The sequence below is a fragment of the Histidinibacterium aquaticum genome (assembly GCF_008710275.1).
Taxonomy (GTDB): domain Bacteria; phylum Pseudomonadota; class Alphaproteobacteria; order Rhodobacterales; family Rhodobacteraceae; genus Oceanicola; species Oceanicola aquaticus.
In genome coordinates this window covers 966635-989098 of record NZ_VYQE01000001.1, presented here as the reverse complement: position 1 = coordinate 989098, position 22464 = coordinate 966635, and the positions used below count along the sequence as shown (strand labels likewise).

Below are 22464 nucleotides of genomic sequence, written 5' to 3'. Positions count from 1 at the left end.
CTCTAGAAAGTCACATCCACGCCGGGGAGATTGAGCGCCTTCATCAGGTCGCGCAGCTCCTGGCGGGCGGCGATGTTGGAGATGTTGAGGTTCTTGACCCCGATATCTCGCAGGTCGAGAAGGGTCAGCCCGCGCGGGAACAGCTCGCGGAAGATGACACGCTCGTTGAAACCCGGGGCGACGCGGAAGCCGATGCGCTTGGCCAGCAGGTCGAGCGCCTTCTGCATCTTCTCCTTGTTGACCATTTGCTGCGCGCCGAGGCGGTTGCGGACGACGACCCAGTCGATGGGCTCCAGCCCGGCCTGCGCCCGCAACTGACGCGCGCTCCAGACCATTTCCGAGTAGACCGAGGGGCCGATGATCTTCTCGCCGTCGGTGTCGATATGGGCCAGCAGGTCGAAGTCAACGAAGCTGTCGTTGAGCGGCGTGATCAGCGTATCCGCAAGCGAGTGTGCCACCTGGGCAAGACGCGTGTGAGAGCCCGGGCAGTCGATCAGGATGAAGTCGCTGTCCGGCTCCAGCCCTGCAACCGCCGCCGAGAGCCGATGGTCCGAGGCATTCTCGCCCGGCTGAAGGCTCGCCTGATCGACCTCCGGCAATTCGTGGTAGGCCGGTGTGGGCAGGTCGAGACCGGACTTCTCCATGTAGCTCCGGCGGTTGGCGATGTAGCGGCCGAGGCTCTTCTGGCGGAGGTCGAGATCGAGCGTGCCGACCTTGTGACCCAGTCGGGCGAGCGCGCTCGCGACATGCATCGACACGGTGGATTTCCCCGCGCCGCCCTTCTCGTTACCCACGACGATGATATGCGCCACTGCCAACGGCCCCTTGCCCGCGCCGCCAATGCCCGGCGGCGTTCTTTGTTTGCGCAAAACTAAAGCCCGTATCGGGGGAATGAAAGAAGTCCGAGGGCAAAGCCCGCGACGCGTGGCGCGGGGGACTCATCTCCCCGCGGTGCGCCGGTCGGTCGGCTGCAATAGCCTGATCGGGAGCCGGTTCCGGACGGCGTTTCGGCCTGCTAGGCTCACCTAGCGGCATAGGGCGGGGTGTCGCGATGCGGGACGGAGCTGGTCGGCGATCGGGGCCGACGTGCCCGGCGGGCGGGTCATCATCTACATGGACCCCGAGCGAGCGCAGGACTCATCGACCAGAGCACCGCCTTCTGACCCGGCGAACACCTCATCAAGCGGAAACCGGCCCCCGGAAAGAGGAACGCCGCCCCGAGGGGCGGCGTCCGGTCGTCGAAAGGGGTGGCTCTCAGAAGCCCAAGCCCTCGTACTTCTTCTTGAACTTCGACACGCGGCCGCCGGTGTCCATCAGGCGGGTGCCGCCACCGGTCCAGGCCGGGTGAACGGAGGGGTCGATGTCGAGGGAGAGCTGCTCCCCCTCCTTGCCCCAGGTCGACTTCATCTGCACGACGTCGCCGTTCGTGAGTTTCACGTCGATGAGGTGGTAGTCGGGGTGGATGTCTTTTTTCATGTCGCGGATCCTTGCACCGGCTTCTTGCCGTCGCTCTTCGGCTTCGGCGCGCGATAGTTCGTCTGCTCGGCGATACGGGCCGACTTGCCGCGGCGCGAGCGGAGGTAATACAGCTTCGCCCGGCGGATCTTGCCGCGGCGCACGACCGTGATCTCTTCGATGTTGGTCGAGTAGAGCGGGAAGACACGCTCCACGCCCTCGCCGAAGGAAATCTTGCGGACGGTGAACGACCCGGCGATCCCCTCGCCGTGCTTGCGGCTAATGCAGACGCCTTCGTAGTTCTGCACGCGGGTGCGGGTACCCTCGGTCACCTTGTAGCCGACGCGAACGGTGTCGCCCGCCTTGAAGTCGGGAATCTTCTTCCCGAGAGAGGCGATCTGTTCCGCCTCCAGTTCAGCGATCAGGTCCATCTGATCAACTCCTAAAGCTGCTCACGGTTGGTCCGTGAAGGTGTCTCGCGTCTCCAGAGCTCTGGTCTTCGACCGGGTCCGCCCATGCGCCCGCCAGAGGTTCGAGCCGTCATTCCTTGTGTCGTCCGCCGCGCCGCCCGTGGCGGCAGAAGAATGCCGCGCGGCGCGAAAGATCACACCCCGGACAAGCCAGCCGACTCCCGGGACGCGCGCGTCATACGCAACGGGAGACTCGAAATCAAGCCGGTTCGGAGGCAGGGGGGGTCAGCCCCGTCGTGCCTTGTAGGCTTTCCAGAGGTCCGGCCTGCGTTCCCGGGTGAGTTCTTCTGACTGTGCGCGGCGCCAGTCGGCGATGCGGGCGTGATGGCCGGAAAGCAGGACCTCGGGGATGGTCCGGCCCTGCCACTCCGCCGGGCGGGTGTACTGTGGATGTTCAAGGAGCCCGTCGGAAAAGCTCTCTTCAACGGCCGAGGCCTCGTTGCCCAGCACACCGGGCCTGAGACGGACGCAGGCGTCGATAAGCGCCTGCGCGGCGATCTCTCCGCCGGTCATCACGAAGTCGCCGAGGCTGACCTCCTGGATCTCGTAGTGATCGAGAACGCGCTGGTCGACCCCCTCGAACCGGCCGCAGAGCAGCGTGACGCCGTCGCAGGCCGCGAGGTCCCGGGCCATCGCCTGGTCGAACGGACGGCCGCGCGGCGAGAGGTAGAGGATGGGCATGCGGCCCCGGGACATCTCCCGGGCAGACTCGATGGCCGCACCCACGACGTCGGGGCGCAGCACCATCCCGGCACCACCGCCCGCCGGCGTGTCGTCGACGTTGCGGTGCTTGCCCTCGCCGAAGCGGCGCAGATCGATGGGTCGCAGCTGCCAGATGCCGTCCTTCAGGGCCTTGCCGGTGAGGCTCTCTCCGAGAAGACCGGGGAAGGCATCGGGAAAAAGGGTGATGACCTGCGCCGTCCAGGCGCGGGCGAGATCGGCCCGGTCCTCCATCAGGTCGCGCGGCTGCAGAGAGGCGCGGATGGATTTTCGGCCGTGGGATTTGGGCGTGTCGGACATGCGCTCCGTCTAGACCGGAACGCGGAGGGAGGGAACTGTCGTGGAGTGGGACGATGCGGAGCCGGTTTCGGCGCGCCTCCGCATCGCCTGAGTCAGGCGAGCGCGATGACGCCGAAGAGAACCAGCAGGAACAGGATCAGGACCACGAAGATCAGGATGCGGGCGCCTGTCAGTGCGACGCCGGCGAGGCTGTTGAAGCCGAGCAGGGCTGCGATGGCGGCAACGGCGAGGAGGATCAGGATCCATTCGATCATGGGAAACGGCCTTTCAGCTTGGGCTTGTACCAGTCGCCAGCCAACGCCGGTGTGTCACATGACGTTCCCTGCGGTCGCAAACGCGCCGCGACTCAGGTGACGGTCCTTCCCTCCGCGGGATGATGACGCGCCTCGCCGAGCGGCTCCGCGAAGCGCAAAAGGTATCCATCCGGATCGGCCACGACGAACTGGCGCTGCCCGAGATAGCGGTCGCCCGCCCGGTACCAGGCATCCTCGATTTGCCGGAAAACCGGAAGGTCGGCGGCGCGGCAGTCGCGGTGGAGCGCTGCGGCATCCGGCGTGGCGATCTGGAAATGCACGCCCCGGCCGAACGGCGGCGCCGCGGGCGCGGCGAACCAACTGTCGGGCGTGATCTCTTCGAGCATCAGCTCCGCCCCGTGATGGGAGAGCCGCGCGAAGCCGGTCCGCTCGTAGAGTGTCTCGAAACCAAGCGGTCCCAGGTAGACGGAAAGGCTTGTCGCAAGATCGCGGCAGTAGAGCTCCGGAAGGAGCGGCGTCACTCCGCATCCTCTGGGAAGAGTCCCGCCGGCGGGTCGGCAACGATCCGGCCCGCGCCGATGTCGACGGTCGGCACGATCTCCCGGGTGAAGGGCAGGAGGACGGTGGCGCTCAGCCCCGGTCCGTGGATCTCGAGGAGGTCGCCCGCCCCGTGGTCATGGACGGCCTTCACATGGCCGAGCAGAGCCCCGCCCGTATCGTGGACCGGCAGGCCGATGAGATCTGCGTGGTAGAACTCGTCTTCCTCGAGCTCGGGCAGACGCTCGCGGTCGGCGTAGAGCTCCGTTCCCTTCAGGGCGTCGGCCTCTTCCTTTGTCGTCACGCCGTCGACGCGCGCGACGAGCGAACCCTTGGCCTCGCCGGTCAGGACCAGCTCGGCGAAGCGCTTGCCGTCCGCGGAGTAGAGCGGCGCGTAGTCGACGATGGCGGCGGGGTCGGCGCAGAAGCTCTTGAGCCGCACCTCGCCCCGTACGCCGAATGCTCCGGCCAGGGCGCCGACGATGACACGATCAGTCATGCTTGGCCTCCCGCTGGAGGGGCCGGACCCGTGAGTCCGGCCCCCGCACCGATCACTCGGTGGTCTCTTCCGCAGCAGCCTCGTCGCCGGCATTCGCGGCTTCGGCGGCGGCGGCTTCCTTCTCGGCCCGGGCGGCGGCGCGCTCCTGGGCGGCCTTGCCCGGCTTCGCCTTGTTCGGGTTGTTGCGGGTCTTCTTCTCGAGCACGCCCGCTCCCTCGAGGAAACGAGAGACACGGTCGGAGGGCTGGGCGCCCTGGTCGAGCCAGTACTGCACCCGCTCGAGATCCATCTTCACCCGCTCTTCGCTGTCCTTGGGCAGCAGCGGGTTGTAGGTGCCGAGCTTCTCGATGAAGCGGCCGTCGCGCGGCATGCGGCTGTCGGCGGCGACGATGGAGTAGAACGGGCGCTTCTTGGAACCGCCGCGGGACAGTCTGATCTTCATGGCCATCGTGAGTATCTCCTTTCGAATGGCGTGAGGCGGGCCTCCGGGCCCGTCAGGCGTTCAGCTTCTTGTGGTGCTGGATGACTTCCTGGATGATGAAGGCCAGGAATTTCTTGGCGAAAGCGGGGTCGAGATCGGCCGCCTTCGCAAGATCGGTGAGCCGCGCGATCTGGGCCTCTTCGCGGACCGGATCGGCGGGGGGCAGGTCGTGTTGGGCCTTGAGCCGGCCCACGGCCTGCGTGTGCTTGAACCGTTCGGCGAGCGTGAAGACGAGGATCGCATCGAGCCGGTCGATGCTCTCCCGGTGCTCGCGAAGGAGCTCCGCGGCGCGGGCGGCAGTGGTCTCGGTCATCAGACGCTCTCCTTGATCTCGGCGGGGGCGACATGCCGCCAGATGCCGAGCCGCCCGTAGACGGGGTGATGAAACTCGCCCTCTGGCGTGCAGCCCATGCGGCGGGCGAGGGCGATGGATCTGGCGTTCTCGGGGTCGATCGCGCTCATGACGGTGGACCAGCCGAGGGTCTCGTAGGCATGGGCGCGAACGGCTTTCGCGGCCTCGAAGGCCACGCCGCGGCCTTCGGCATGGTCGAAAACGGTCCAGGCGATCTCCGGCTCGGGCCAGCCCTCCGGGCGGAAGAGACCCGACAGGCCCAGGGCCGCATCGGTGGCACGGTCCGCGACGATCCAGCGGCCGTATCCGCGTATCTGCCAGTGGCCGATCAGAGCGCAGAACCGGTCGAAGGCCGCCGAACGGTCGAAAGGTCCGCCGACGGTCCGCGACCTGTCACCGGCGCAATAGTCGGCGTAGGCCTCGAAGTCGCGCTGCTCCGGCGCCCGGAGACGCAGCCGCTCGGTTTCGAGCGTCGGGATGTGGATCACGGTCTCGGTCATGCCGCCTCTCCCAGGGGGTGACGGTAGACCAGGCAGTCGTCGCCCTCGGGCCGCGCGGCATCGGGGTCGAGCCGCGCGCCGAGGCGTTCGGCCAGTCGGATCGAGGCGGCGTTCTCGCGGTCGATGTAGCTCACGAGAGACGGAAGCTTCATGCGCTCGGTGACATGAGCGCGCAGGGCGGCGGCGGCCTCGAAGGCGAAGCCCTTGCCCGTGGCGCCGTCGTAGAGGAACCAGCCCATCTCGATCTCCGGGAAGCGCGGCGGCTGGTGGATGCCTACATGACCGAGTGGGCGGCCGCCCTCGGCTTCCGTGACGGTCAGGCTGCCGAACCCCTTGAGGTGCCAGCTCGCCACATCGTGGCAGAACCAGTCCCAGGCGCTGCTTCCGCCGTCGTCTGCCATGTGGGCCGCCGACGGCGACGCGAGAAAGGCGCTGTAGGACGCGAAGTCCGACATCTCGTAGGGCCGCAGCACCAGTCTCTCGGTTCTGAGGGTCGGGATCGTCATGCGTCCTCCTCCTCGAACCGGTAGACGAGAACATCCTTGTCCTCGGGGTGCCGCGCCTCGTCCAGCTTGCCGCCGAGCGCCTCGGCGACGCGGATCGACCGCTCGTGGCTCGCGTCCATGTAGGCCACGAAATCCTGCCCGCCGAGCAACTCCCGCGCATGGCTGATCAGCGCGCGGCCGGCCTCGACGGCAAAGCCGCGCCCCTCGGCCTCGGGGATCAGCAGCCAGCCTATCTCGGGCTCCGGGTCGCCCCACTCATGATCAAGCGTCGCGATGCCGAGGACGCGGCCGGTCTCGAGGTCTTCGATGGTAAAGGCCCCGAAACCGCGCAGCAGCCAGGAGGCCACGATCTGGTTGAAGTCCAGCCAGGCCTCCTCGGGCGACATCGGGCCGCCGATATGGCGGCCGTGCTCTGTCGTCCAGATCGGTTCGAGAACGGGCCAGTCGTCGAGCCGCGGCGCGCGTAGCCGCAGACGACGCGTCTCCAGCGAAGGGATCGCTTCGGTCACGCCGGCGGCGCGCTCCGCCGCGGGGCCAGGAGGGGGATTGAGCCAGGGGCGCTCGGTCATGCCGCGCCCCGTTCGTCGGCCGGGCGCGGATGACGATAGACGAGCGAGGGCTTGTCCTTCATCGGCTGTTTCGCATGCACGTCGTGGACGGCGCCCAGCTTCTCGGCGAGACGTATGGAGCGGTGGTTGTCCGGGGCGATATAGCTGACAACCGTGGACCAGCCGAGGTCACGGTAGGCATGCAGCACACAGGCGCGAGCGGCCTCGGTGGCGATGCCGGTTCCCTCGACCGAGGGGTCCCAGATCGTCCAGCCGACCTCCGTCTCGGGCCAGATCGAAGGCACCCAGGGGCCGATAAGTCCGAGCGCGCGGTCCTCGCCCTTCCGGGTGACGGCGAACATGCCGTAGCCGCGGATCTCCCAGTGACCGATCTCGGCGGCGAAGATGAGCCAGGCGCGGCCCTCCTCATATGGGCCGCCGATCCCCTTCGCCCGCTCGGACATGAAGAAATCGCGCCCCATCTCCCAGTCGCGGGCGGCGGGCTTGCGCAGGATCAGGCGCTCGGTTTCCAGACGCTCGATCATGCCGCCTCCGGATCGGGGTGGCGCCAGACCTGGAGCGAATTGCCTTTCGGGGTCACCCAGACGCCGTCCCGAAGGGCGCCGAGACGGATGGCGAGCCGGGTGGCCCGGGCATTGCCCGGCGCGATGTAGGACACGGCGCTGCGCCAGCCGAGAACCCAATGGGCGAAGGCGCGGGTCGCGACGGCGGCCTCGTAGCCGAGGCCGCGGCCCTCGTTCGCGGCGTTCCAGATCAGGAAAACGATCTCGGGGTCGGGCTGGCTGTCGAGCTTCAACGGGCCGAAGACGCCGATGGCCTGCCCGTCCTCCTTGAGTTCGGCGACGAAGGGCCCATAGCCTAGGACCTCGTGATGTCGGACGAGCGCGGCGAAATCGCCGGCGTCCTGGTCCGTCATCCCGGCATGGCTCCGGTCGCTCGCGCAGAAAGCCTCGTGCGCGACGCGATGCGCCTCTCGCGGCATCACCAGCCGGAGGCGGGGGGTCTCGGGAGGCAGGCGGCTCGCGCCACGCTTTCCGGGACCGGAGCGCATGTCGGTTCGGGCTCTCATGGCGTCACTTCTTCTTGCCGAACCCCGAGAGGCCGGGCGGCAGGCCGCCGCTGCCCATGCCGGGCATTCCGCCGGGCATTCCGCCCATCTTGCCCACCTCGGCCTGGGCCTGCGCGAGGTCGGCCTCGGAGGGGCCACCCTTGCCGAACATGCCCTTCATCATCTGCTTCATGGCGCCGCCTTTCCCCATGCGGCCCATCTTCTTCATCACGTCGGACATCTGCCGATGCTGCTTGAGGAGCTTGTTGAGCTCGCTCACCTCGAGCCCCGCGCCCTTGGCGATCCGCTTCTTGCGGGAGGCCTGGAGGACCTGCGGGTTGGCGCGCTCCTTCTTGGTCATCGAATTGATGAGGGCGACCTGCCGCGAAAGGATGCTGTCATCCATGCCGGCCTCGCCCATCTGCTTCTGCATCTTGGCGGCACCCGGCATCATCGAGAGCATCGATTCCATGCCGCCCATCTTCTGCATCTGCTCGAGCTGCATCTTCAGGTCGTTCATGTTGAACTGACCCTTCTGGAAGCGCTTCATCATGCGCTCGGCCTGCTCGGCCTCGAGCGTCTGCTGCGCCTTCTCCACGAGGGAGACGATATCGCCCATGCCGAGGATCCGGCCGGCGATCCGCTCGGCATGGAATTCCTCGATGGCGTCCATTTTCTCGCCGAGGCCGACGAAGCGGATGGGCTTGCCGGTGACCGCGCGCATCGACAGCGCCGCGCCGCCGCGGCCGTCGCCGTCCATCCGGGTGAGGACGACACCGGAGACGCCGATCTTGTCGTCGAATTCCTCGGCCACGTTGACCGCGTCCTGGCCGGTCAGGCCGTCGACCACCAGCAGCGTCTCGCGCGGGTTGGCGACGTCGCGCACGGCGGCGGCCTGGGCGATCAACTCCTGGTCGATGTGCAGGCGGCCCGCGGTGTCGAGCATGTAGACGTCGTAGCCGCCGAGGCTCGCCTGCGTCTTGGCGCGCTTGGCGATGGCGACGGCATCCTCGCCCTTCACGATGGGCAGAGTGTCGACCCCGATCTGGCTGCCGAGGATCGCGAGCTGCTCCATGGCGGCGGGACGGTTGGTGTCGAGCGAGGCCATGAGAACCCGCTTGCCGTCCCGCTCCTTCAGGCGCTTGGCGAGTTTCGCGGTGGTCGTCGTCTTGCCCGAGCCCTGCAGGCCGACCATCAGGATCGGCGCGGGCGGGTTGTCGATCTTGAGCTTGCCGGGATCCTCGTCGCCGGTCAGCACGCTGACCAGTTCGTCGTGGACGATCTTCACGACCTGCTGGCCGGGCGTGACCGACTTGGTCACCGCGGCCCCGGTCGCCTTCTTCTCCACCGCCTTGATGAAGTTGCGCGCCACCGGCAGCGAGACGTCCGCTTCGAGCAGAGCGACCCGCACCTCTCGCAGCGCGGTCTTCACGTCCTCCTCCGAGAGCGAGCCCTGCTTGGTCAGCCGGTCGAAGACACCGCCGAGGCGTTCAGAGAGGTTTTCGAACATGGGTGCCCTCCGGGCTGCTACGGTTTCGGCCCCGAGATAAGGACCGGCGGATCAAACGACAAACGCCCCCGTGGGCGAACACTCGCTGACGGGGGGCGATCCCGGCACGCGCCGGGACCGGAAGCTGTCGCACTTCCGGATCGGCCAGCCCTTAATGTGTCGGGGGGTCGATTGTCAATCCATCCCTGGCCGTCCTCGGCGCCCGGGAGGGCGTGGCCCCGATGTCTCGCCATGAGGCCCGAGCTCGGCGGTACAACTTGCATTTCCGAACAACGGCCACATGTTGACCGCGTCTTTGTTACTGAACGCACAGCGAGGGGCCGATGATAAACTGGGATGAAATTCGCACGGCCTACCAGGTCGCGCGGCTTGGAACGGTGAGCGGCGCCGCCGACGTTCTGGGTGTCCATCATGCCACGGTGATCCGCCACATCGATGCGCTCGAGGGCAGGCTGGGGGTCAAGCTCTTCCAGCGGCACGCGCGGGGATACACGGCCACCGAGGCGGGACAGGACCTGCTGCGCGTCGCGCAGGCGACCGACGACCAGTTCACGCAGCTGACGGGACGGATCAAGGGGCTGGGGGAGGGCGTGACCGGCGACTTGACCGTCACCTCGCTCGCCGCCATCGCGCCCCTGCTCACCCCGGTCCTCGCGGATTTCCAGCGCGAGAACGAAGGCGTCACCGTCCGCTACCTGACCGGCGACCGGCTCTTCCGCCTGGAGTACGGCGAGGCCCACGTCGCGATCCGCGCCGGCGCCGCGCCGGAGCAGCCGGACAATGTGGTCCAGCCGTTCCACCCGCAGCGGATGAAGATGGTCGCGACGGAGGACTACGTAAGCCGGATGGGCCGGCCCGAGAGCGTCGAGGACCTCAAGAACCACGACTTCGTGGGACACGAGAACCGCGAGAGCCGAGCGCCCTTCATGCGCTGGCTGCGCAGCCATGTCCCGGAAGACCGGATTGTCTTCCGCACGATGGACAACCGCACCCAGGTCGACGCCATTCTCGCCGGGGCGGGAATCGGGTTCATGGCCGAATGGGAAGTGGCCCAGCGAGACGGGCTGGTCGAGATCCTCCCGCCCGAGGAGAGTTGGTCGGCCTCGCTCTGGCTCGTGACCCACGTGGACCTGCACCGGACGCCGAAGGTCCAGGCCTTCCTGTCCTTCCTGAAGGCGCGCGCGAAGACCTGGAACTTCGACTAGCGTCAATGGGGCGGAGGAACCGCGGACCGGGTCTGAAAGTTTGGTCGCCGACCGACAGGAAAGGACCCGACCAATGAACCGGATCATCTACCTCGTGGGTCTCGTTGTGATCGTCGTCGCCATCATCGGCTTCGTTCTCTGAGGGACCTGAACGGCCCGCGCCCCTCAGGGCCGGGCCGGACCCTCCCCCAGCTCCAGCAGTTCCGACCGCAGGAAACGCTCGAAGGCGTCGAGTTCGACGGCCTCGAACTGCCCGAAGCTCTGCATCCAGATCGAGGCCGACCTGAGCGCGTCCGGCTGCAGCTTGCACCACGTCACCCGGCCGCGACGCTCCTGCTCGATGAGGCCGGCGGCTGTCAGCACGCGCAGGTGCTTGGAGATCGCCGCAAGCGACATGTCGAAGGGGTCCGCCACGTCGCTGACGGCCATGTCGTCTTCCAACAGCATCGACAGGATCGCGCGCCGCGTCGGGTCGGCCAGGGCGGAAAAGACGGTGTCGAGATCGGCGCTCATGGTCTCGCAGAACAGCGCCAAGAGGCGAAAGTCAACCGGCGGGTTGAATATGGATAGTGCTCGTGCTGCTGCGGTGCCTTGTCGCTCCCTCCAAAATAGCTATTCCTATTCAACAGGTTGCGGCCATTTCCCCCTCGCTTGACTCGGGCGGGCCTGCCGCCTACTCACCTCTCCGACATCCGAGCGGAGCGAGACGTGACGGAGCCCGATGACGCCGACCGCATGAAGGCCCTCGAAGAGCGGCTGCGCAAGGCGAAGGGACAACCCGAGGTCAAGCATCACTCGGAAAGCCATCACTCCCAGGCGCAGCTGGCCTGGAGGATGGTGATAGAGCTGGTGGCCGGTCTGGGGATCGGCTTCGGCATCGGATACGGGCTCGATGCTCTGCTGGGCACGCGGCCCCTGTTGATGGTGCTGTTCATATTTCTGGGCTTCGCGGCCGGCGTAAAGACGATGATGCGCTCGGCCAAGGAGATGCAGGTAGAATATCGCGCCCCCGAGGGCGAAGAGGGAAACGGCGATGGCAGAGAACACTGAAGCCCAAGGCGCAGCGGCAGCAGATCACGGCGAAGGCGGCGGTCTCGTCTTCCACCCGCTCGATCAGTTCATCGTCGAGCCGCTCTTCGGCGACGGTCCCATCCGCTGGTACACCATCACCAACGTGACCTTCTGGATGGCGATCACGGTGCTCTGCATCGTCGCGCTCCTCGTCTGGGGCACGCGTGGGCGCGCCCAGGTCCCGAGCCGGTCGCAGTCTGTCGCGGAACTCGCCTACGGCTTCGTCTACAAGATGGTCGAGGACGTGAGCGGCAAGGACGGGGTGAAGTACTTCCCCTACATCTTCACGCTCTTCCTCTTCATCGTGTTCGCGAATTTCCTCGGCCTGATCCCGACGGCCTTCACGACCACCTCGCACATCGCGGTGACGGCGGTTCTCGCGCTCGCGGTCTTCCTGACGGTGACGGTGCTCGGCTTCGTCCTGAACGGGTCCAAGTTCCTCGGGCTCTTCTGGGTCAGCTCGGCGCCGCTCGCGCTGCGGCCGATCCTCGCGATCATCGAGCTGATTTCCTACTTCGTGCGCCCCGTGAGCCACTCCGTGCGTCTCGCCGGCAACCTCATGGCGGGCCACGCGGTCATCAAGGTCTTCGCCGGCTTCGCCGCCGTGGCGACGATCGCGCCGATCTCGGTTCTCGCGATCACGGCGATCTACGGGCTGGAGGTGCTGGTCGCCTTCATTCAGGCCTACGTGTTCACCATTCTGACCTGCGTCTACCTCAAGGACGCGCTTCACCCCTCTCACTAAGGTTCGGTGCGCGGCAGCGCACCCGACGCAAACTTCCATCGTAAGGAGACAATGTCATGGAAGGCGATATCGCAAACATGGGTCAATTCATCGGTGCCGGCCTCGCGGGCATCGGTTCGGGCGCGGCCGCCATCGGTGTGGGCCACGTCGCCGGCAACTTCCTCGCCGGCGCCCTGCGCAACCCCTCCGCGGCTGCCTCGCAGACCGCCACCCTCTTCATCGGCATCGCCTTCGCGGAAGCGCTCGGGATCTTCTCGTTCCTCGTCGCGCTCCTGCTGATGTTCGCCGTCTAAGGCAGTCTCTGTACCGATCCTTACGGCTGGGCGGGCTCCCGAGTGGGCCCGCCTGGTGACGACAAAGGTTCCAGAGGGGACGACCGACATGGCGCAACATATTGCACAGGCCGAAGGTGCCGCCCAATCCGGCGCGCTCGGTGAGGACCTGACAGAGGCCGGCACGACCGTCGCCAGCGCCTGCGTCGACTCCGGCGGCAGCGCCGTCGGCATGCCGCAGCTCTGCGGCGAGTGGTTCCCGAACCAGATTTTCTGGCTCGTGGTCACGCTCCTCGTCATATACTTCGTGCTGAGCCGCGTGGCCCTGCCGCGTATCGGCGCGATCCTGGCGGAGCGCCAGGGAACGATCACCAACGACATCGCCGCGGCGGAAGAGCTCAAGCTCAAGGCGCAGGAGGCCGAAGAGGCCTACCAGAAGTCGCTCGCCGACGCGCGCACCGAGGCGAACCGGATTTCCGAGGAAACCCGCGCCGAGATCCAGTCGGAACTCGACGCCGAACTGGCCGAGGCGGACAAACGCATCGCGGCCAGAACGGCCGAGAGCGAGAAGGAAATCGCCGCGATCCGCGAGAGCGCGCTGGACAGCGTCCGGCAGGTCGCGACCGACACCGCGAAAGAGATCGTGGCGCTCATGGGCAAACAGGACGACGCCGCGGTCGAGGCCGCCGTCGCCGAGCGGGTGAAGGGGAACGACAGATGAGAGCCATCCTGACAGCGAGCCTTGCGCTCGCCGCCTCCCCGGCGTTCGCAGCAGGCGAGACCTTTTTCTCGCTGACCAACACCGACTTCGTCGTGCTGCTGGCCTTCCTGCTCTTCATCGGCGTGCTGATCTACTTCAAGGTCCCGGGCATGCTGACGAAGATGCTCGATGACCGGGCCTCGGGCATCCGCTCGGAGCTCGACGAGGCGCGGGCGCTGCGCGAAGAGGCGCAGTCGCTGCTGGCCTCCTACGAGCGCAAGCAGAAGGAAGTGCAGGAACAGGCCGACCGCATCGTCGAGAATGCCCGCGCCGAGGCGAACCGTGCCGCGGAACAGGCCAAGCACGACATCTCTGCATCCGTCGACCGCCGCATGGCGGCCGCGGAAGAGCAGATCGCCAACGCCGAGGCCTCCGCCATCCGCGAAGTGCGCGACCAGGCCATCACCGTCGCCGTAGCGGCGGCGCGCGAGGTCATCGCCAAGCAGATGACGGCCCAGGACGCCAACCGCCTGATCGACGAGTCGATCGCCGAGGCAGATCGCAAGCTGCACTGACGACCCGAGAGGGTTCGAGGGACAGGGGCCCCCGGTTCGAAAGAGCCGGGGGTTTTCTTTTATCCTTGGACCTATGTGTCCAGGCACAAAAAAGGGGCCGCTCGAGGCGGCCCCTCTTTGTTTGCAGCGGTGATCCGGCGATTACGCCGGCGGGTTGATGATGATCTCGACCCGGCGGTTCTGCTGACGGCCCTGCGGCGTCAGGTTGTCCGCGACGGGCGCATCTTCGCCGCGGCCGATGGTCTGGATGCGGTTCGGCGAGACGCCGTTGGAGACCAGCACCGAGGTCACGGCCTGCGCGCGGCGGCGCGACAGGTTCTGGTTGTAGGAGGCGTCGCCCACGTTGTCGGTGTGGCCGACAACGGTGACCGTGGTGCCCGGGTACTGGTTCAGGTTCCGGGCGAGGGCCGCGATGTCGGACTGCAACGCGCCGGTCAGCGTGGCGCTGTCCGTGGCGAAGAGGATGTCCTGCGGCAGGGTGACGATCAGGTTGGACCCGGTGTTCTGGATATCCACCTGGCTGCCGAGCTGCTGGCGCAGTTCCGCTTCCTGGCGATCGAGCGAATAGCCCGCAGCGGCGCCGAGGCCAGCGCCGATGGCGGCACCGCCGAGGATACGGCGGCGACGCTCCTCGTCGTCTTCGCCCTGCGAGGTGACAGCCCCGGTCAGTGCACCGACGACGGCGCCGGCAGCAGCGCCGGTCTGGGTGTTGCGGTTCGGGTTGTTGGGATCGCGCATATCGGCGCAACCCGCGAGGGTGAGCGCCCCGGTGGTCGCGGCGAGGGTGAAGAGTCTGAGTGTCATGGTCGTCCGTTCCGTTCGGTTCTGAAATGCGGGCAGACTGCGCCCGTCGCGATGAGTCTATGGGCAAAAGCCCCGTGATAGCCAATAGCAGGGCCTTGCTGTGCGATAGACGCGCGAGACGGCGCCGAGGTCCCTAGGCCGTCGCATCCGCCCTTGCGGCTTCCCAGGCGAGGATCGCGCGCTTCACTGGCAGTCCCCAGTGATACCCGCCGAGCGCCCCGGACTTTCGCAGGGCGCGGTGACAGGGAATCAGGAACGAGATCGGGTTGCGGCCCACGGCCGTGCCCACCGCCCGGACCGCGCCGGGAGACCCCGCCGCCCGGGCAAGCTCGGAGTAGGTCGTCACGTGACCGGAGGGGATCGCCAGGAGCGCTTCCCAGACCTTGATCTGGAGGGGACGCCCCGAGAGCAGGAGCGGCACCTCGCCGCCGCCTCCGAAGGCCGCCTCGGTCCAGTCGCGCAGGAAGGTCGGGTCCTCGACGTAGTCGGCCTTCGGCCAGCGGGAGCGGAGGTCGGCCATGGCGGGCTCGGGCCCGGTCTCCGAGGCGAAGGCGATGCCGCAGAGACCGCGGTCCGTTCCCATGACCAGGGCGGGGCCGAAGGGGCTCTCGAACCAGCCCCAGCGAATGGTCAGGCCTTCCCCGGCGCGGGCGTAGTCGCCCGGGCTCATCGCTTCCCACCGCAGGAAGAGATCGTGCAGACGTCCAGGGCCGGAAAGACCCACGCTATCCGCGGTCTCCAGCGTCGTGAAACGCTCCGCCAGCAGGCGCCGCGCATGGTCGAGCGTGAGGTACTGCTGGTAGCGCTTCGGGCTCACGCCGACCCAGTGCGAGAAGACGCGCTGGAAGTGGGCGGGGCTCATGTTCATCTCGGCCGCGAGGCCCTCGAGCGACAGCGGAGCGTCGGCGGCGTCGATCAGCTCGATCGCGCGGCCGATGACCCGGTAGTGATATGCGTCATGAATCTCCATGCGCCGGAGACTAGGCCGCTCCCCGTCCTCGCGCGACCCGGTTCCTGCGCATCCGGCCAGCCCAGTCCAGCCGGGCATCGGCTTGCCGTCCGGAGTGAGCCGGGCCATACCCGGTCCGATGGCCAAGCAGCTGCCCTATGAGACGATGCGCGAGATCTTCACGCGCTTTCGCACCGCCGAGGGCGAGCCCAAGGGCGAGCTCGAACACGTCAACGCCTATACCCTCGTCGTGGCCGTGGCGCTCTCGGCGCAGGCGACCGACGCCGGCGTGAACCGGGCCACGCGCGAGCTCTTCAAGATCGCGGACACGCCGGAGAAGATGCTGGCGCTCGGCGAGGAGGGCCTGACCGAACACATCCGGACCATCGGCCTCTACCGGAACAAGGCCAAGAACGTCATCAAGCTCTCGCGCATTCTGGTCGAGGAACACCGTGGCGAGGTCCCGTCTTCGCGCGCCGCCCTTATGGCTTTGCCGGGGGTGGGACGGAAGACGGCGAATGTCGTCCTGAACATGTGGTTTCACTTCCCCGCGCAGGCGGTCGATACGCATATCTTCCGGGTCGGCAACCGCACCGGCATCGCCCCGGGGCGCGATGTCGAGGCGGTCGAGCGGGCCATTGAGGACAACGTGCCGGTCGAGTTCCAGCTGCATGCCCATCACTGGCTGATCCTGCACGGCCGATACATCTGCGTGGCGCGCAAGCCAAAATGCGCCGCCTGCCTCATCCGCGATCTCTGCCCATACGAGGACAAGACAGCATGAAGAAATACCAGGTCGTCGGCATCGGCAACGCCGTCGTCGACGTCATCACCCAGGCCGACGACAGCTTTCTCGACCACATGGGAATCGAGAAGGGGATCATGCAGCTCATCGAGCGCGAGCGGGCCGAGACGCTCTACGGCGCGATGGAGCACCGGACGCAGGCGCCGGGCGGCTCCGTCGCCAATACGCTCGCCGGGATCGGCAACCTCGGTCTAAGAGGCGCGTTCATCGGCCGTGTCCGGGACGACGCGCTCGGCCGGTTCTATGCCGACGCGATGACGGGCGACGGGCCTGACTTCGTGAACCCGCCCGTCCCAGACGGCGAGCTTCCGACCTCGCGGTCGATGATCTTCGTGAGCCCCGACGGGGAGCGGTCGATGAACACCTACCTCGGCATCTCCGCCGAGATCGGCCCGGACGACGTGTCCGAGGACGTGGCGGCCCATGCCGAGATCATGTTCCTGGAGGGCTACCTGTTCGACAAGGACAAGGGGAAGGATGCCTTCACCAAGGCCGCCCGAACCTGCCGCGCACACGGGGGCATGGCGGGTATCGCGATCTCCGATCCCTTCTGCGTCGAGCGGCACCGCGAGGATTTCCAGCGGCTGATCGAGAACGAGCTGGATTTCGTGATCGGCAATGAGGACGAGATCCGCTCGCTCTACCAGAACGACGACCTCGAGGCCGACCTGAAGCGGGTGTCCGAGGCCTGCTCGCTCGTGGTCTGCACGCGGTCGGGGAACGGCGACACAATCATCCGCGAGGGGCATCGAACCGACGTGCCGGTCGACAAGATCGTCCCGATGGACACCACGGGGGCGGGCGACCAGTTCGCGGCCGGGTTCCTCTACGGTCTCGTGCTGGGCCATGACATGATGACCTGCGGTCGGATGGGCGGGATCGCCGCGCGCGAGGTGATCTCGCACTACGGCGCGCGTCCCGAGGCGGACCTGAAGGAACTGTTCCGGAACCACGGGCTGCTCTGACACGAGGTGGTTCAGGCGGGGGCGGGCTCCAGGTCCAGTCGGGCCGCAGCGAGCCATCCCGCATCGAGCGCGTCGATCTCCTCGGGGTCGAAGCGCTCGGCCTCCTCCCAGTACCGGCCGGAAGGAACGTGGTAGCCAAGCCGCCTCTCGCGCTCCAGGAGGGCCTCGACGGCCTCACCCTCGGCGGGCAGGGGCCTCAGGTCCCCAAGCCCGTCGGACCTCGCGCGGGGCAGGGCAAGGCGGCTGCCGGAGGTCGACAGGTTGACCACCGCGCATCCCTGCCGCGCCGCCAGCAGCATCAGCCGGGCCGATTTCGCCTCCAGCGAGCGGAGCGTGACGTCGGGACGGAGCGGGTCGGCGGTACCGCGTCCGTAGAAGTGCGTGCGCGCCCCCTCGTAGACCATGTCGCAGCCGAAACAGGCGATGACCCGTGGAGCGAGGGCGTGAAGCGCCCAGTAGCCCGCCGTGAAGGCCATCGTTCCTCCGGCATAGACGAAGCCGCCATAGGCGTTCTGCGCCGGCACGAAGGCCTCCGCCCGCACATGCCCCGGACCCTCTGGCGGGTGCCGGTCTTCGGGAAAGTCCTCGGGGTAGATGCAGTGGTCCCAGTCGGGTCTGACCCGCCAGGCGTTGTTGATCGCGACAATCCTGTCGAAGGGCGCCCTCGGCCACACTTGGCAGTCGGTGACGTTTGGGCCGCTGCCGAGGATCAGAACGATCGCCGCGGGAGCGTCATTCGCCGAGTTTCGCGTGAACTTCATCCAAATCGATCTCACCCACCGGCATCTTGTTGGCCGGATTCTCGAAATCATACCTGAAGAGCTGGAAGTCGCGCTTGTAGATTTCGTAGGTCAGATGCATCGCCAGGTCGTCGAAGTAGTCTTCGACCGGATGGGCGCGCTTGGGGCCGTGCCCCTCGCTCTCGTTAAAGCGCGGGACCTTGTCGATCTCCACCGCCACCGGCGTCTCGATCCGGTCGAGGACCTGCTGCATCCCCTCGTTGAACTTCTCGGTCCAGAAGATGTGGTCGTAGCGGCCGCCGTTGACGATGAAGGTGGAGATATGGCCCGACATGGCCGACCAGTGGATGTCGGGCTCCATCGGGCGACGCCAGCGGATGGTATCGCGCGCGAACAGAAGAAAGCGCCGGAAACTCTTGATCTGGTCGAACTCGAAGCCGTTCTCCGGATCGCCCACCTCGACCCCGTACTTCTGGACGAGCATCGGCACGAGGTTCCCTCGGTACCGCTTGCCGTTCCGCTGGATGCCGCAGATCTTGTCGAAGAAGGAGGACAGTATGCGGGTGTAGGGGTTGCGCACGCAGGTGAAGGCGAAGCTGCGGTGGGCCGAGACGTTGGCCTCGATCAGCGGCTGACTCTCGTCCATCGCCCACTTGTGCAGGCCGTCCTTGGCGTCGTGGATGTCGCCGTCGAAGTAACGGCCGTGGTCCGAGTAATAGAGGATCTGCCCGATGGTCGAGCAGGCGCACTTGGGTACCACGCGGTACACCACGCTCTCGCTCTCGGTCATCCAGGTCCCGGGAAACCCCATTCACGTCCTCCCTGTGCACGCGGGCCGATGTGCCGGCCGCCCGGCCGCAACATCGGCTGCAGAATCGCAATCGCCCCCTGTTTATTCAATGCGCCTTCAAGCTATTACGGCAGGACAGCGGCCAATCGGGGACACATCGGCGGGACATGGCGCGCATCGCCTTCATACTCTTGTGTCACAAGAACCCCGAGCGGATCGTGCAGCAGGCCCGGCAACTGACCGCGGTCGGCGACTACATCTCGATCCATTTCGATGCCCGCGCTCCGCAGGAGGATTACCGACGGATCCGGGCGGAGCTCGCCGATGATCCGAACGTCACCTTCGCCCGTCGGCGCGTGAAGGGCGGCTGGGGGGAGTGGAGCCTCGTCCAGGCGACGCTCAACGCCATCGAGGCCGCGGTCGAGGCCTTCCCGCGCGCGAGCCACTTCTACATGGTCTCGGGCGACTGCATGGCGATCAAGTCCTCCGGCTACGCCCACGACCTGCTGGACTCCCGGGACGTCGATTACATCGAGAGCGAGGATTTCTTTGAAAGCGACTGGATCAAGACGGGGATCAAGGAAGAGCGGCTGATCTATCGCCACTGGTTCAACGAACGGTCGCGGAAGTCCCTGTTCTATGCCTCGATGGACCTTCAGCGGCGGCTTGGGTTGAAACGGCGCATCCCGTCGGATCTCCGCATCATGATCGGGAGCCAGTGGTGGTGCCTGCGACGCCGGACCATCGAGGCGATCCTCCGGATGCGGCGCGAGCGGCCGGACGTGATGCGCTTCTTCCGGACCACCTGGATTCCGGACGAGACCTTCTTCCAGACCCTCGTGCGGCACCTCGTGCCCGAGACCGAGATCGTCAACCGGTCGCTCACCTTCCTGATGTTCAGCGACTACGGGATGCCGGTCACATTCTACAACGATCACTACGACCTGCTGCTCAGCCAGGATGCGCTCTTCGCCCGGAAGATCAGTCCGGAGGCCTCCGACCTGCGGCAGCGGCTCGGCGTGCTCTATGCCTCGGACCGGCGCGACTTCAGTGTCTCGAACGAGGGTCGCAGGCTCTACGGCTTCCTTGCGGGTCGGGGGCGGATCGGCCGACGCTTCGCGCCCCGCTTCTGGGAGACGGAGACCTCGCTCGGCCGCGACAAGGAACTGCTCATCGTCGCCTGCAAGAAGTGGCACGTCGCCAAGCGGCTCGTCGGGTCGATCAAGCACCACACCAACATCCCCGCGCTCGAATACCTCTTCAACGAGGCCGACACCGAGCTTCCCGATCTCGGCGGCATTCAGGCCACGCTGGAAAAGAGGACCCGCCACCGCAGGGCCCTCATGCGGATGCTCTTCGACTACTACGAGACGGACAGGCTCATCATCTGCCTGGACACGGCCTCCATCGATCTCATGCAGGACTTCTACGCCGACAGGTCCGTGACCCGGATGCTGGAGGTCCAGTGCAGCTTCTCGGACGACTACCTCGCCGGGCATGCCAAGCGGATCGGGCTCGCCGGGGCGGAGGCGCCGCCGGAAACCATCGACCGGTTGCTGCCGACCATCCGCTACGACATCCTCTACGAAAGCGAATGCATCCGGGACGCCAGCTTCCCCAACTCGGGGCAGATCAGCGACCGCCGCTCGCCGGCGGAGAACGCCGAGCCGATCCGGAGCTTCCTGACCGTGCCCGAGGAAACGGCCCGCAGCGTGGCCGAGACCCCGGATCTCTTTGCCGACTGACGGAGACACCGATGCCCTTCGACTACGATCCCGAGAACATCTTCGCCAAGATCCTGCGCGGGGAGATCCCCTGCGACAAGGTCCACGAGACGGAGCACTCTCTCGCCTTCCGGGACATCCGGCCGCAGGCGCCGGTGCATGCGCTCGTGATCCCGAAGGGCCCCTACGCCACGCTCGACCATTTCTGCGAAGAGGCGACCGACGCCGAGATCGTCGACTTCTGGCGCTGCGTCGGACAGGTCTGCCGCTCCGAGGGGGTTGAGGACGGTTTCCGCGCGATCATGAACGCGCGCAAGAACGGCGTGCAGGAAGTCCCGCATCTTCATGTCCACATCCTCGGCGGACGGCCCATGGGCCGGATGCTCGACCCGGCCTGAGCCGGTTGCAAACCGGGCGGCCGGGGGCTAACCGGTCGCGGACCATCCGGGGTGCGAGCATGGACGACCTGAGACAGAAGTACCTGGGCCTCATCGCCGAGGCCTCCGACGAAGCGGCGCTCGAGGCGCTGCGCGTGCAGGCCATCGGCAAGAAGGGCGAGGTCAGCCTCGCCATGCGCGAACTCGGCAAGATGAGCCCGGAAGAGCGCAAGGAAGCCGGCCCGCGCCTGAATGCCCTCAAGGACGAGATCACCTCGGCCCTCACGGCGAAGAAGGCGGCGCTGGGCGATGCCGCGCTCGAAGAGCGGCTTGCGGCCGAATGGCTCGACGTCACCCTGCCGGGCCGGCCGCGGGCGCAGGGCACGATCCACCCGATCAGCCAGGTGATGGAAGAACTGACGGCGATCTTCGCCGACATGGGCTTCTCCGTGGCCGAAGGGCCGCAGGTCGAGAGCGATTGGTACAACTTCGACGCGCTCAACATCCCCGGCCATCACCCGGCCCGGGCCGAGATGGACACCTTCTACATGGCACGGGCCGAGGGTGATAACCGTCCTCCGCACGTTCTGCGCACCCATACCTCGCCGGTCCAGATCCGGCACATGGAGGCCTACGGCGCCCCCTGCCGCGTCATCGCGCCCGGCCGGGTCTACCGGGCCGACTACGACCAGACGCACACGCCCATGTTCCACCAGGTCGAGGGGCTCGCGATCGACCGCGACATCTCGATGGCGAACCTCAAATGGGTGCTCGAGGAATTCGTGAAGGCCTATTTCGAGGTCGACGACGTCGAGCTGCGCTTCCGCGCGAGCCACTTCCCCTTCACCGAGCCCTCGGCGGAGGTCGACATTCGGTGTTCCTGGGAAGGCGGCACGCTCAAGGTCGGAGAGGGCGACGACTGGCTCGAGATCCTGGGCTCGGGGATGGTGCATCCAAAGGTCCTGCAGGCCGGCGGTATCGATCCGGACAAGTGGCAGGGCTTCGCCTTCGGTATGGGCATCGACCGGATCGCGATGCTGAAGTACGGCATCCCCGATCTTCGCGCCTTTTTCGACAGCGACCTTCGCTGGCTCCGTCACTACGGCTTCAGCGCCCTGGACGTGCCGACGCTGCATCGCGGGTTGTCGGCCTGACCGTCACCGGAACGTGAGCCTTGCAGGGGCGTTCTGCGCGAAACAGCGGAGACACCCCATGCAACTCTTCTCGCACGAGAACCGTCAGAAATCGGAACGCTCGCGGAAGCTCTACGCCTCTTTCGAGATCGCCTACACCGCCGTCGACTTCACTGCGGCGATGTCCTTCCTGATCGGGTCGATCCTGTTCTTCTGGAACGACCTCGAAACGGCCGCCATCTGGTTCTTCGTGATCGGCTCCGCGCTCTTCGCCGTGAAGCCGACCCTGCGGTTCGTCCGGGAACTCAAGCTGGCCGCGATGGGCGACGACGAGGACCTCGCCGAGCGGATGAGCGGCTGACCTGCGGGCGCGCTCTGGCGGTCTGGGCCGAAGCCGGGGTTTCCCCC

General features: G+C 66.9%; 32 protein-coding genes. 12 read left to right on the top strand and 20 right to left on the bottom strand.

Going from position 1 to position 22464, the window contains the following annotated elements; all coding sequences use genetic code 11:
• Nucleotides 1-2 precede the first annotated feature (2 nt).
• The 15 genes from F3S47_RS05030 to ffh all read right to left on the bottom strand — a co-directional run bounded on the left by F3S47_RS05030 (nt 3) and on the right by ffh (nt 9201).
• The gene (locus tag F3S47_RS05030) at nt 3-812 is read right to left on the bottom strand and encodes a division plane positioning ATPase MipZ (RefSeq protein ID WP_150444090.1); all 810 of its coding nucleotides are present in this window, start codon (nt 810-812) and stop codon (nt 3-5) included.
• A 442-nt stretch (nt 813-1254) separates the two neighbouring features.
• Complete coding sequence (gene rpmE / locus F3S47_RS05025; protein ID WP_150444089.1) at nt 1255-1476, bottom strand: 50S ribosomal protein L31; 222 nt, start codon at nt 1474-1476, stop codon at nt 1255-1257.
• Complete coding sequence (gene rplS, locus F3S47_RS05020; RefSeq protein WP_150444088.1) at nt 1473-1886, bottom strand: 50S ribosomal protein L19; 414 nt, start codon at nt 1884-1886, stop codon at nt 1473-1475. Before rplS ends, rpmE begins: the two co-directional genes overlap by 4 nt.
• A gap of 264 nt (nt 1887-2150) precedes the next feature.
• Nucleotides 2151-2945, bottom strand: coding sequence for a tRNA (guanosine(37)-N1)-methyltransferase TrmD (gene trmD / locus F3S47_RS05015; protein ID WP_150444087.1), 795 nt, complete (start codon nt 2943-2945; stop codon nt 2151-2153).
• A 92-nt stretch (nt 2946-3037) separates the two neighbouring features.
• Nucleotides 3038-3199, bottom strand: a complete 162-nt coding sequence (locus F3S47_RS05010; protein ID WP_150444086.1) for a DUF1328 family protein — start codon at nt 3197-3199, stop codon at nt 3038-3040.
• Nucleotides 3200-3291: 92 nt separating this feature from the next.
• Nucleotides 3292-3720, bottom strand: a complete 429-nt coding sequence (locus F3S47_RS05005; protein WP_150444085.1) for a bleomycin resistance protein — start codon at nt 3718-3720, stop codon at nt 3292-3294.
• Nucleotides 3717-4235: a ribosome maturation factor RimM gene (gene rimM, locus F3S47_RS05000; RefSeq protein WP_150444084.1), complete on the bottom strand. Its 519-nt coding sequence runs from the start codon at nt 4233-4235 to the stop codon at nt 3717-3719. The genes F3S47_RS05005 and rimM overlap by 4 nt, the downstream gene beginning before the upstream one ends.
• Before the next feature lie 52 nt (nt 4236-4287).
• Nucleotides 4288-4683: a 30S ribosomal protein S16 gene (gene rpsP / locus F3S47_RS04995; RefSeq protein WP_150444083.1), complete on the bottom strand. Its 396-nt coding sequence runs from the start codon at nt 4681-4683 to the stop codon at nt 4288-4290.
• Between the two features lie 46 nt (nt 4684-4729).
• A complete protein-coding gene (locus F3S47_RS04990; protein WP_150444082.1) occupies nt 4730-5029 on the bottom strand; it encodes a chorismate mutase in 300 nt (99 codons plus the stop codon).
• Complete coding sequence (locus F3S47_RS04985) at nt 5029-5568, bottom strand: GNAT family N-acetyltransferase (protein ID WP_150444081.1); 540 nt, start codon at nt 5566-5568, stop codon at nt 5029-5031. Before F3S47_RS04985 ends, F3S47_RS04990 begins: the two co-directional genes overlap by 1 nt.
• Nucleotides 5565-6074 (bottom strand): GNAT family N-acetyltransferase, encoded by a 510-nt coding sequence (locus F3S47_RS04980; protein WP_150444080.1) that lies wholly within the window; start codon nt 6072-6074, stop codon nt 5565-5567. Before F3S47_RS04980 ends, F3S47_RS04985 begins: the two co-directional genes overlap by 4 nt.
• Complete coding sequence (locus tag F3S47_RS04975) at nt 6071-6643, bottom strand: GNAT family N-acetyltransferase (protein WP_150444079.1); 573 nt, start codon at nt 6641-6643, stop codon at nt 6071-6073. The genes F3S47_RS04980 and F3S47_RS04975 overlap by 4 nt, the downstream gene beginning before the upstream one ends.
• Entirely contained in the window at nt 6640-7167 is a 528-nt protein-coding gene (locus F3S47_RS04970; RefSeq protein WP_150444078.1) for a GNAT family N-acetyltransferase, read from the bottom strand. Before F3S47_RS04970 ends, F3S47_RS04975 begins: the two co-directional genes overlap by 4 nt.
• Nucleotides 7164-7712 (bottom strand): GNAT family N-acetyltransferase, encoded by a 549-nt coding sequence (locus F3S47_RS04965; protein ID WP_150444077.1) that lies wholly within the window; start codon nt 7710-7712, stop codon nt 7164-7166. The genes F3S47_RS04970 and F3S47_RS04965 overlap by 4 nt, the downstream gene beginning before the upstream one ends.
• 4 nt (nt 7713-7716) lie before the next feature.
• On the bottom strand, nt 7717-9201 hold the full coding sequence (gene ffh / locus F3S47_RS04960; RefSeq protein WP_150444076.1) for a signal recognition particle protein: 1485 nt from the start codon (nt 9199-9201) through the stop codon (nt 7717-7719).
• A 323-nt stretch (nt 9202-9524) separates the two neighbouring features.
• Between ffh and F3S47_RS04955 the strand changes: the two genes are divergently transcribed.
• On the top strand, nt 9525-10406 hold the full coding sequence (locus F3S47_RS04955) for a LysR family transcriptional regulator (RefSeq protein ID WP_150444075.1): 882 nt from the start codon (nt 9525-9527) through the stop codon (nt 10404-10406).
• Between the two features lie 165 nt (nt 10407-10571).
• Here F3S47_RS04955 and F3S47_RS04950 read toward each other — a convergent pair whose 3' ends face one another.
• Complete coding sequence (locus F3S47_RS04950; protein WP_150444074.1) at nt 10572-10919, bottom strand: ArsR/SmtB family transcription factor; 348 nt, start codon at nt 10917-10919, stop codon at nt 10572-10574.
• A gap of 195 nt (nt 10920-11114) precedes the next feature.
• On the opposite strand from F3S47_RS04950, the gene F3S47_RS04945 reads away from it, so the two are divergent.
• The 5 genes from F3S47_RS04945 to F3S47_RS04925 all read left to right on the top strand — a co-directional run bounded on the left by F3S47_RS04945 (nt 11115) and on the right by F3S47_RS04925 (nt 13769).
• A complete protein-coding gene (locus F3S47_RS04945; protein WP_150444073.1) occupies nt 11115-11456 on the top strand; it encodes an AtpZ/AtpI family protein in 342 nt (113 codons plus the stop codon).
• Nucleotides 11440-12222, top strand: coding sequence for a F0F1 ATP synthase subunit A (locus F3S47_RS04940; protein WP_150444072.1), 783 nt, complete (start codon nt 11440-11442; stop codon nt 12220-12222). The genes F3S47_RS04945 and F3S47_RS04940 overlap by 17 nt, the downstream gene beginning before the upstream one ends.
• A gap of 56 nt (nt 12223-12278) precedes the next feature.
• On the top strand, nt 12279-12515 hold the full coding sequence (locus tag F3S47_RS04935) for a F0F1 ATP synthase subunit C (protein WP_007255395.1): 237 nt from the start codon (nt 12279-12281) through the stop codon (nt 12513-12515).
• Nucleotides 12516-12603: 88 nt separating this feature from the next.
• Complete coding sequence (locus F3S47_RS04930) at nt 12604-13215, top strand: F0F1 ATP synthase subunit B' (protein WP_150444071.1); 612 nt, start codon at nt 12604-12606, stop codon at nt 13213-13215.
• Nucleotides 13212-13769: a F0F1 ATP synthase subunit B gene (locus F3S47_RS04925; protein ID WP_150444070.1), complete on the top strand. Its 558-nt coding sequence runs from the start codon at nt 13212-13214 to the stop codon at nt 13767-13769. The genes F3S47_RS04930 and F3S47_RS04925 overlap by 4 nt, the downstream gene beginning before the upstream one ends.
• Before the next feature lie 141 nt (nt 13770-13910).
• Here the strand turns inward: F3S47_RS04925 and F3S47_RS04920 are convergent, their stop codons facing one another.
• Together F3S47_RS04920 and F3S47_RS04915 are read right to left on the bottom strand one after the other, a co-directional pair.
• Complete coding sequence (locus F3S47_RS04920) at nt 13911-14573, bottom strand: OmpA family protein (RefSeq protein WP_150444069.1); 663 nt, start codon at nt 14571-14573, stop codon at nt 13911-13913.
• 133 nt (nt 14574-14706) lie between these two features.
• Nucleotides 14707-15543 (bottom strand): methylated-DNA--[protein]-cysteine S-methyltransferase, encoded by an 837-nt coding sequence (locus F3S47_RS04915; RefSeq protein WP_150444229.1) that lies wholly within the window; start codon nt 15541-15543, stop codon nt 14707-14709.
• Between the two features lie 118 nt (nt 15544-15661).
• On the opposite strand from F3S47_RS04915, the gene nth reads away from it, so the two are divergent.
• Entirely contained in the window at nt 15662-16306 is a 645-nt protein-coding gene (nth, locus tag F3S47_RS04910) for an endonuclease III (RefSeq protein ID WP_150444068.1), read from the top strand.
• Nucleotides 16303-17292, top strand: a complete 990-nt coding sequence (locus F3S47_RS04905; protein WP_150444067.1) for an adenosine kinase — start codon at nt 16303-16305, stop codon at nt 17290-17292. Before nth ends, F3S47_RS04905 begins: the two co-directional genes overlap by 4 nt.
• Nucleotides 17293-17303: 11 nt before the next feature.
• Here F3S47_RS04905 and F3S47_RS04900 read toward each other — a convergent pair whose 3' ends face one another.
• Complete coding sequence (locus F3S47_RS04900; protein ID WP_150444066.1) at nt 17304-18053, bottom strand: hypothetical protein; 750 nt, start codon at nt 18051-18053, stop codon at nt 17304-17306.
• A complete protein-coding gene (locus tag F3S47_RS04895; protein ID WP_150444065.1) occupies nt 18025-18843 on the bottom strand; it encodes a sulfotransferase family protein in 819 nt (272 codons plus the stop codon). Before F3S47_RS04895 ends, F3S47_RS04900 begins: the two co-directional genes overlap by 29 nt.
• Nucleotides 18844-18989: 146 nt before the next feature.
• Between F3S47_RS04895 and F3S47_RS04890 the strand changes: the two genes are divergently transcribed.
• From F3S47_RS04890 to F3S47_RS04875, 4 genes are read left to right on the top strand one after another with little or no spacing between them, the layout of a single operon-like run.
• On the top strand, nt 18990-20567 hold the full coding sequence (locus tag F3S47_RS04890; protein WP_150444064.1) for a DUF5928 domain-containing protein: 1578 nt from the start codon (nt 18990-18992) through the stop codon (nt 20565-20567).
• An 11-nt stretch (nt 20568-20578) separates the two neighbouring features.
• Nucleotides 20579-20944 (top strand): histidine triad nucleotide-binding protein, encoded by a 366-nt coding sequence (locus F3S47_RS04885; RefSeq protein ID WP_150444063.1) that lies wholly within the window; start codon nt 20579-20581, stop codon nt 20942-20944.
• A gap of 59 nt (nt 20945-21003) precedes the next feature.
• Entirely contained in the window at nt 21004-22077 is a 1074-nt protein-coding gene (gene pheS, locus F3S47_RS04880; RefSeq protein ID WP_150444062.1) for a phenylalanine--tRNA ligase subunit alpha, read from the top strand.
• A 58-nt stretch (nt 22078-22135) separates the two neighbouring features.
• Nucleotides 22136-22417: a YrhK family protein gene (locus F3S47_RS04875; protein ID WP_150444061.1), complete on the top strand. Its 282-nt coding sequence runs from the start codon at nt 22136-22138 to the stop codon at nt 22415-22417.
• The last annotated feature ends 47 nt before the right edge of the window (nt 22418-22464 follow it).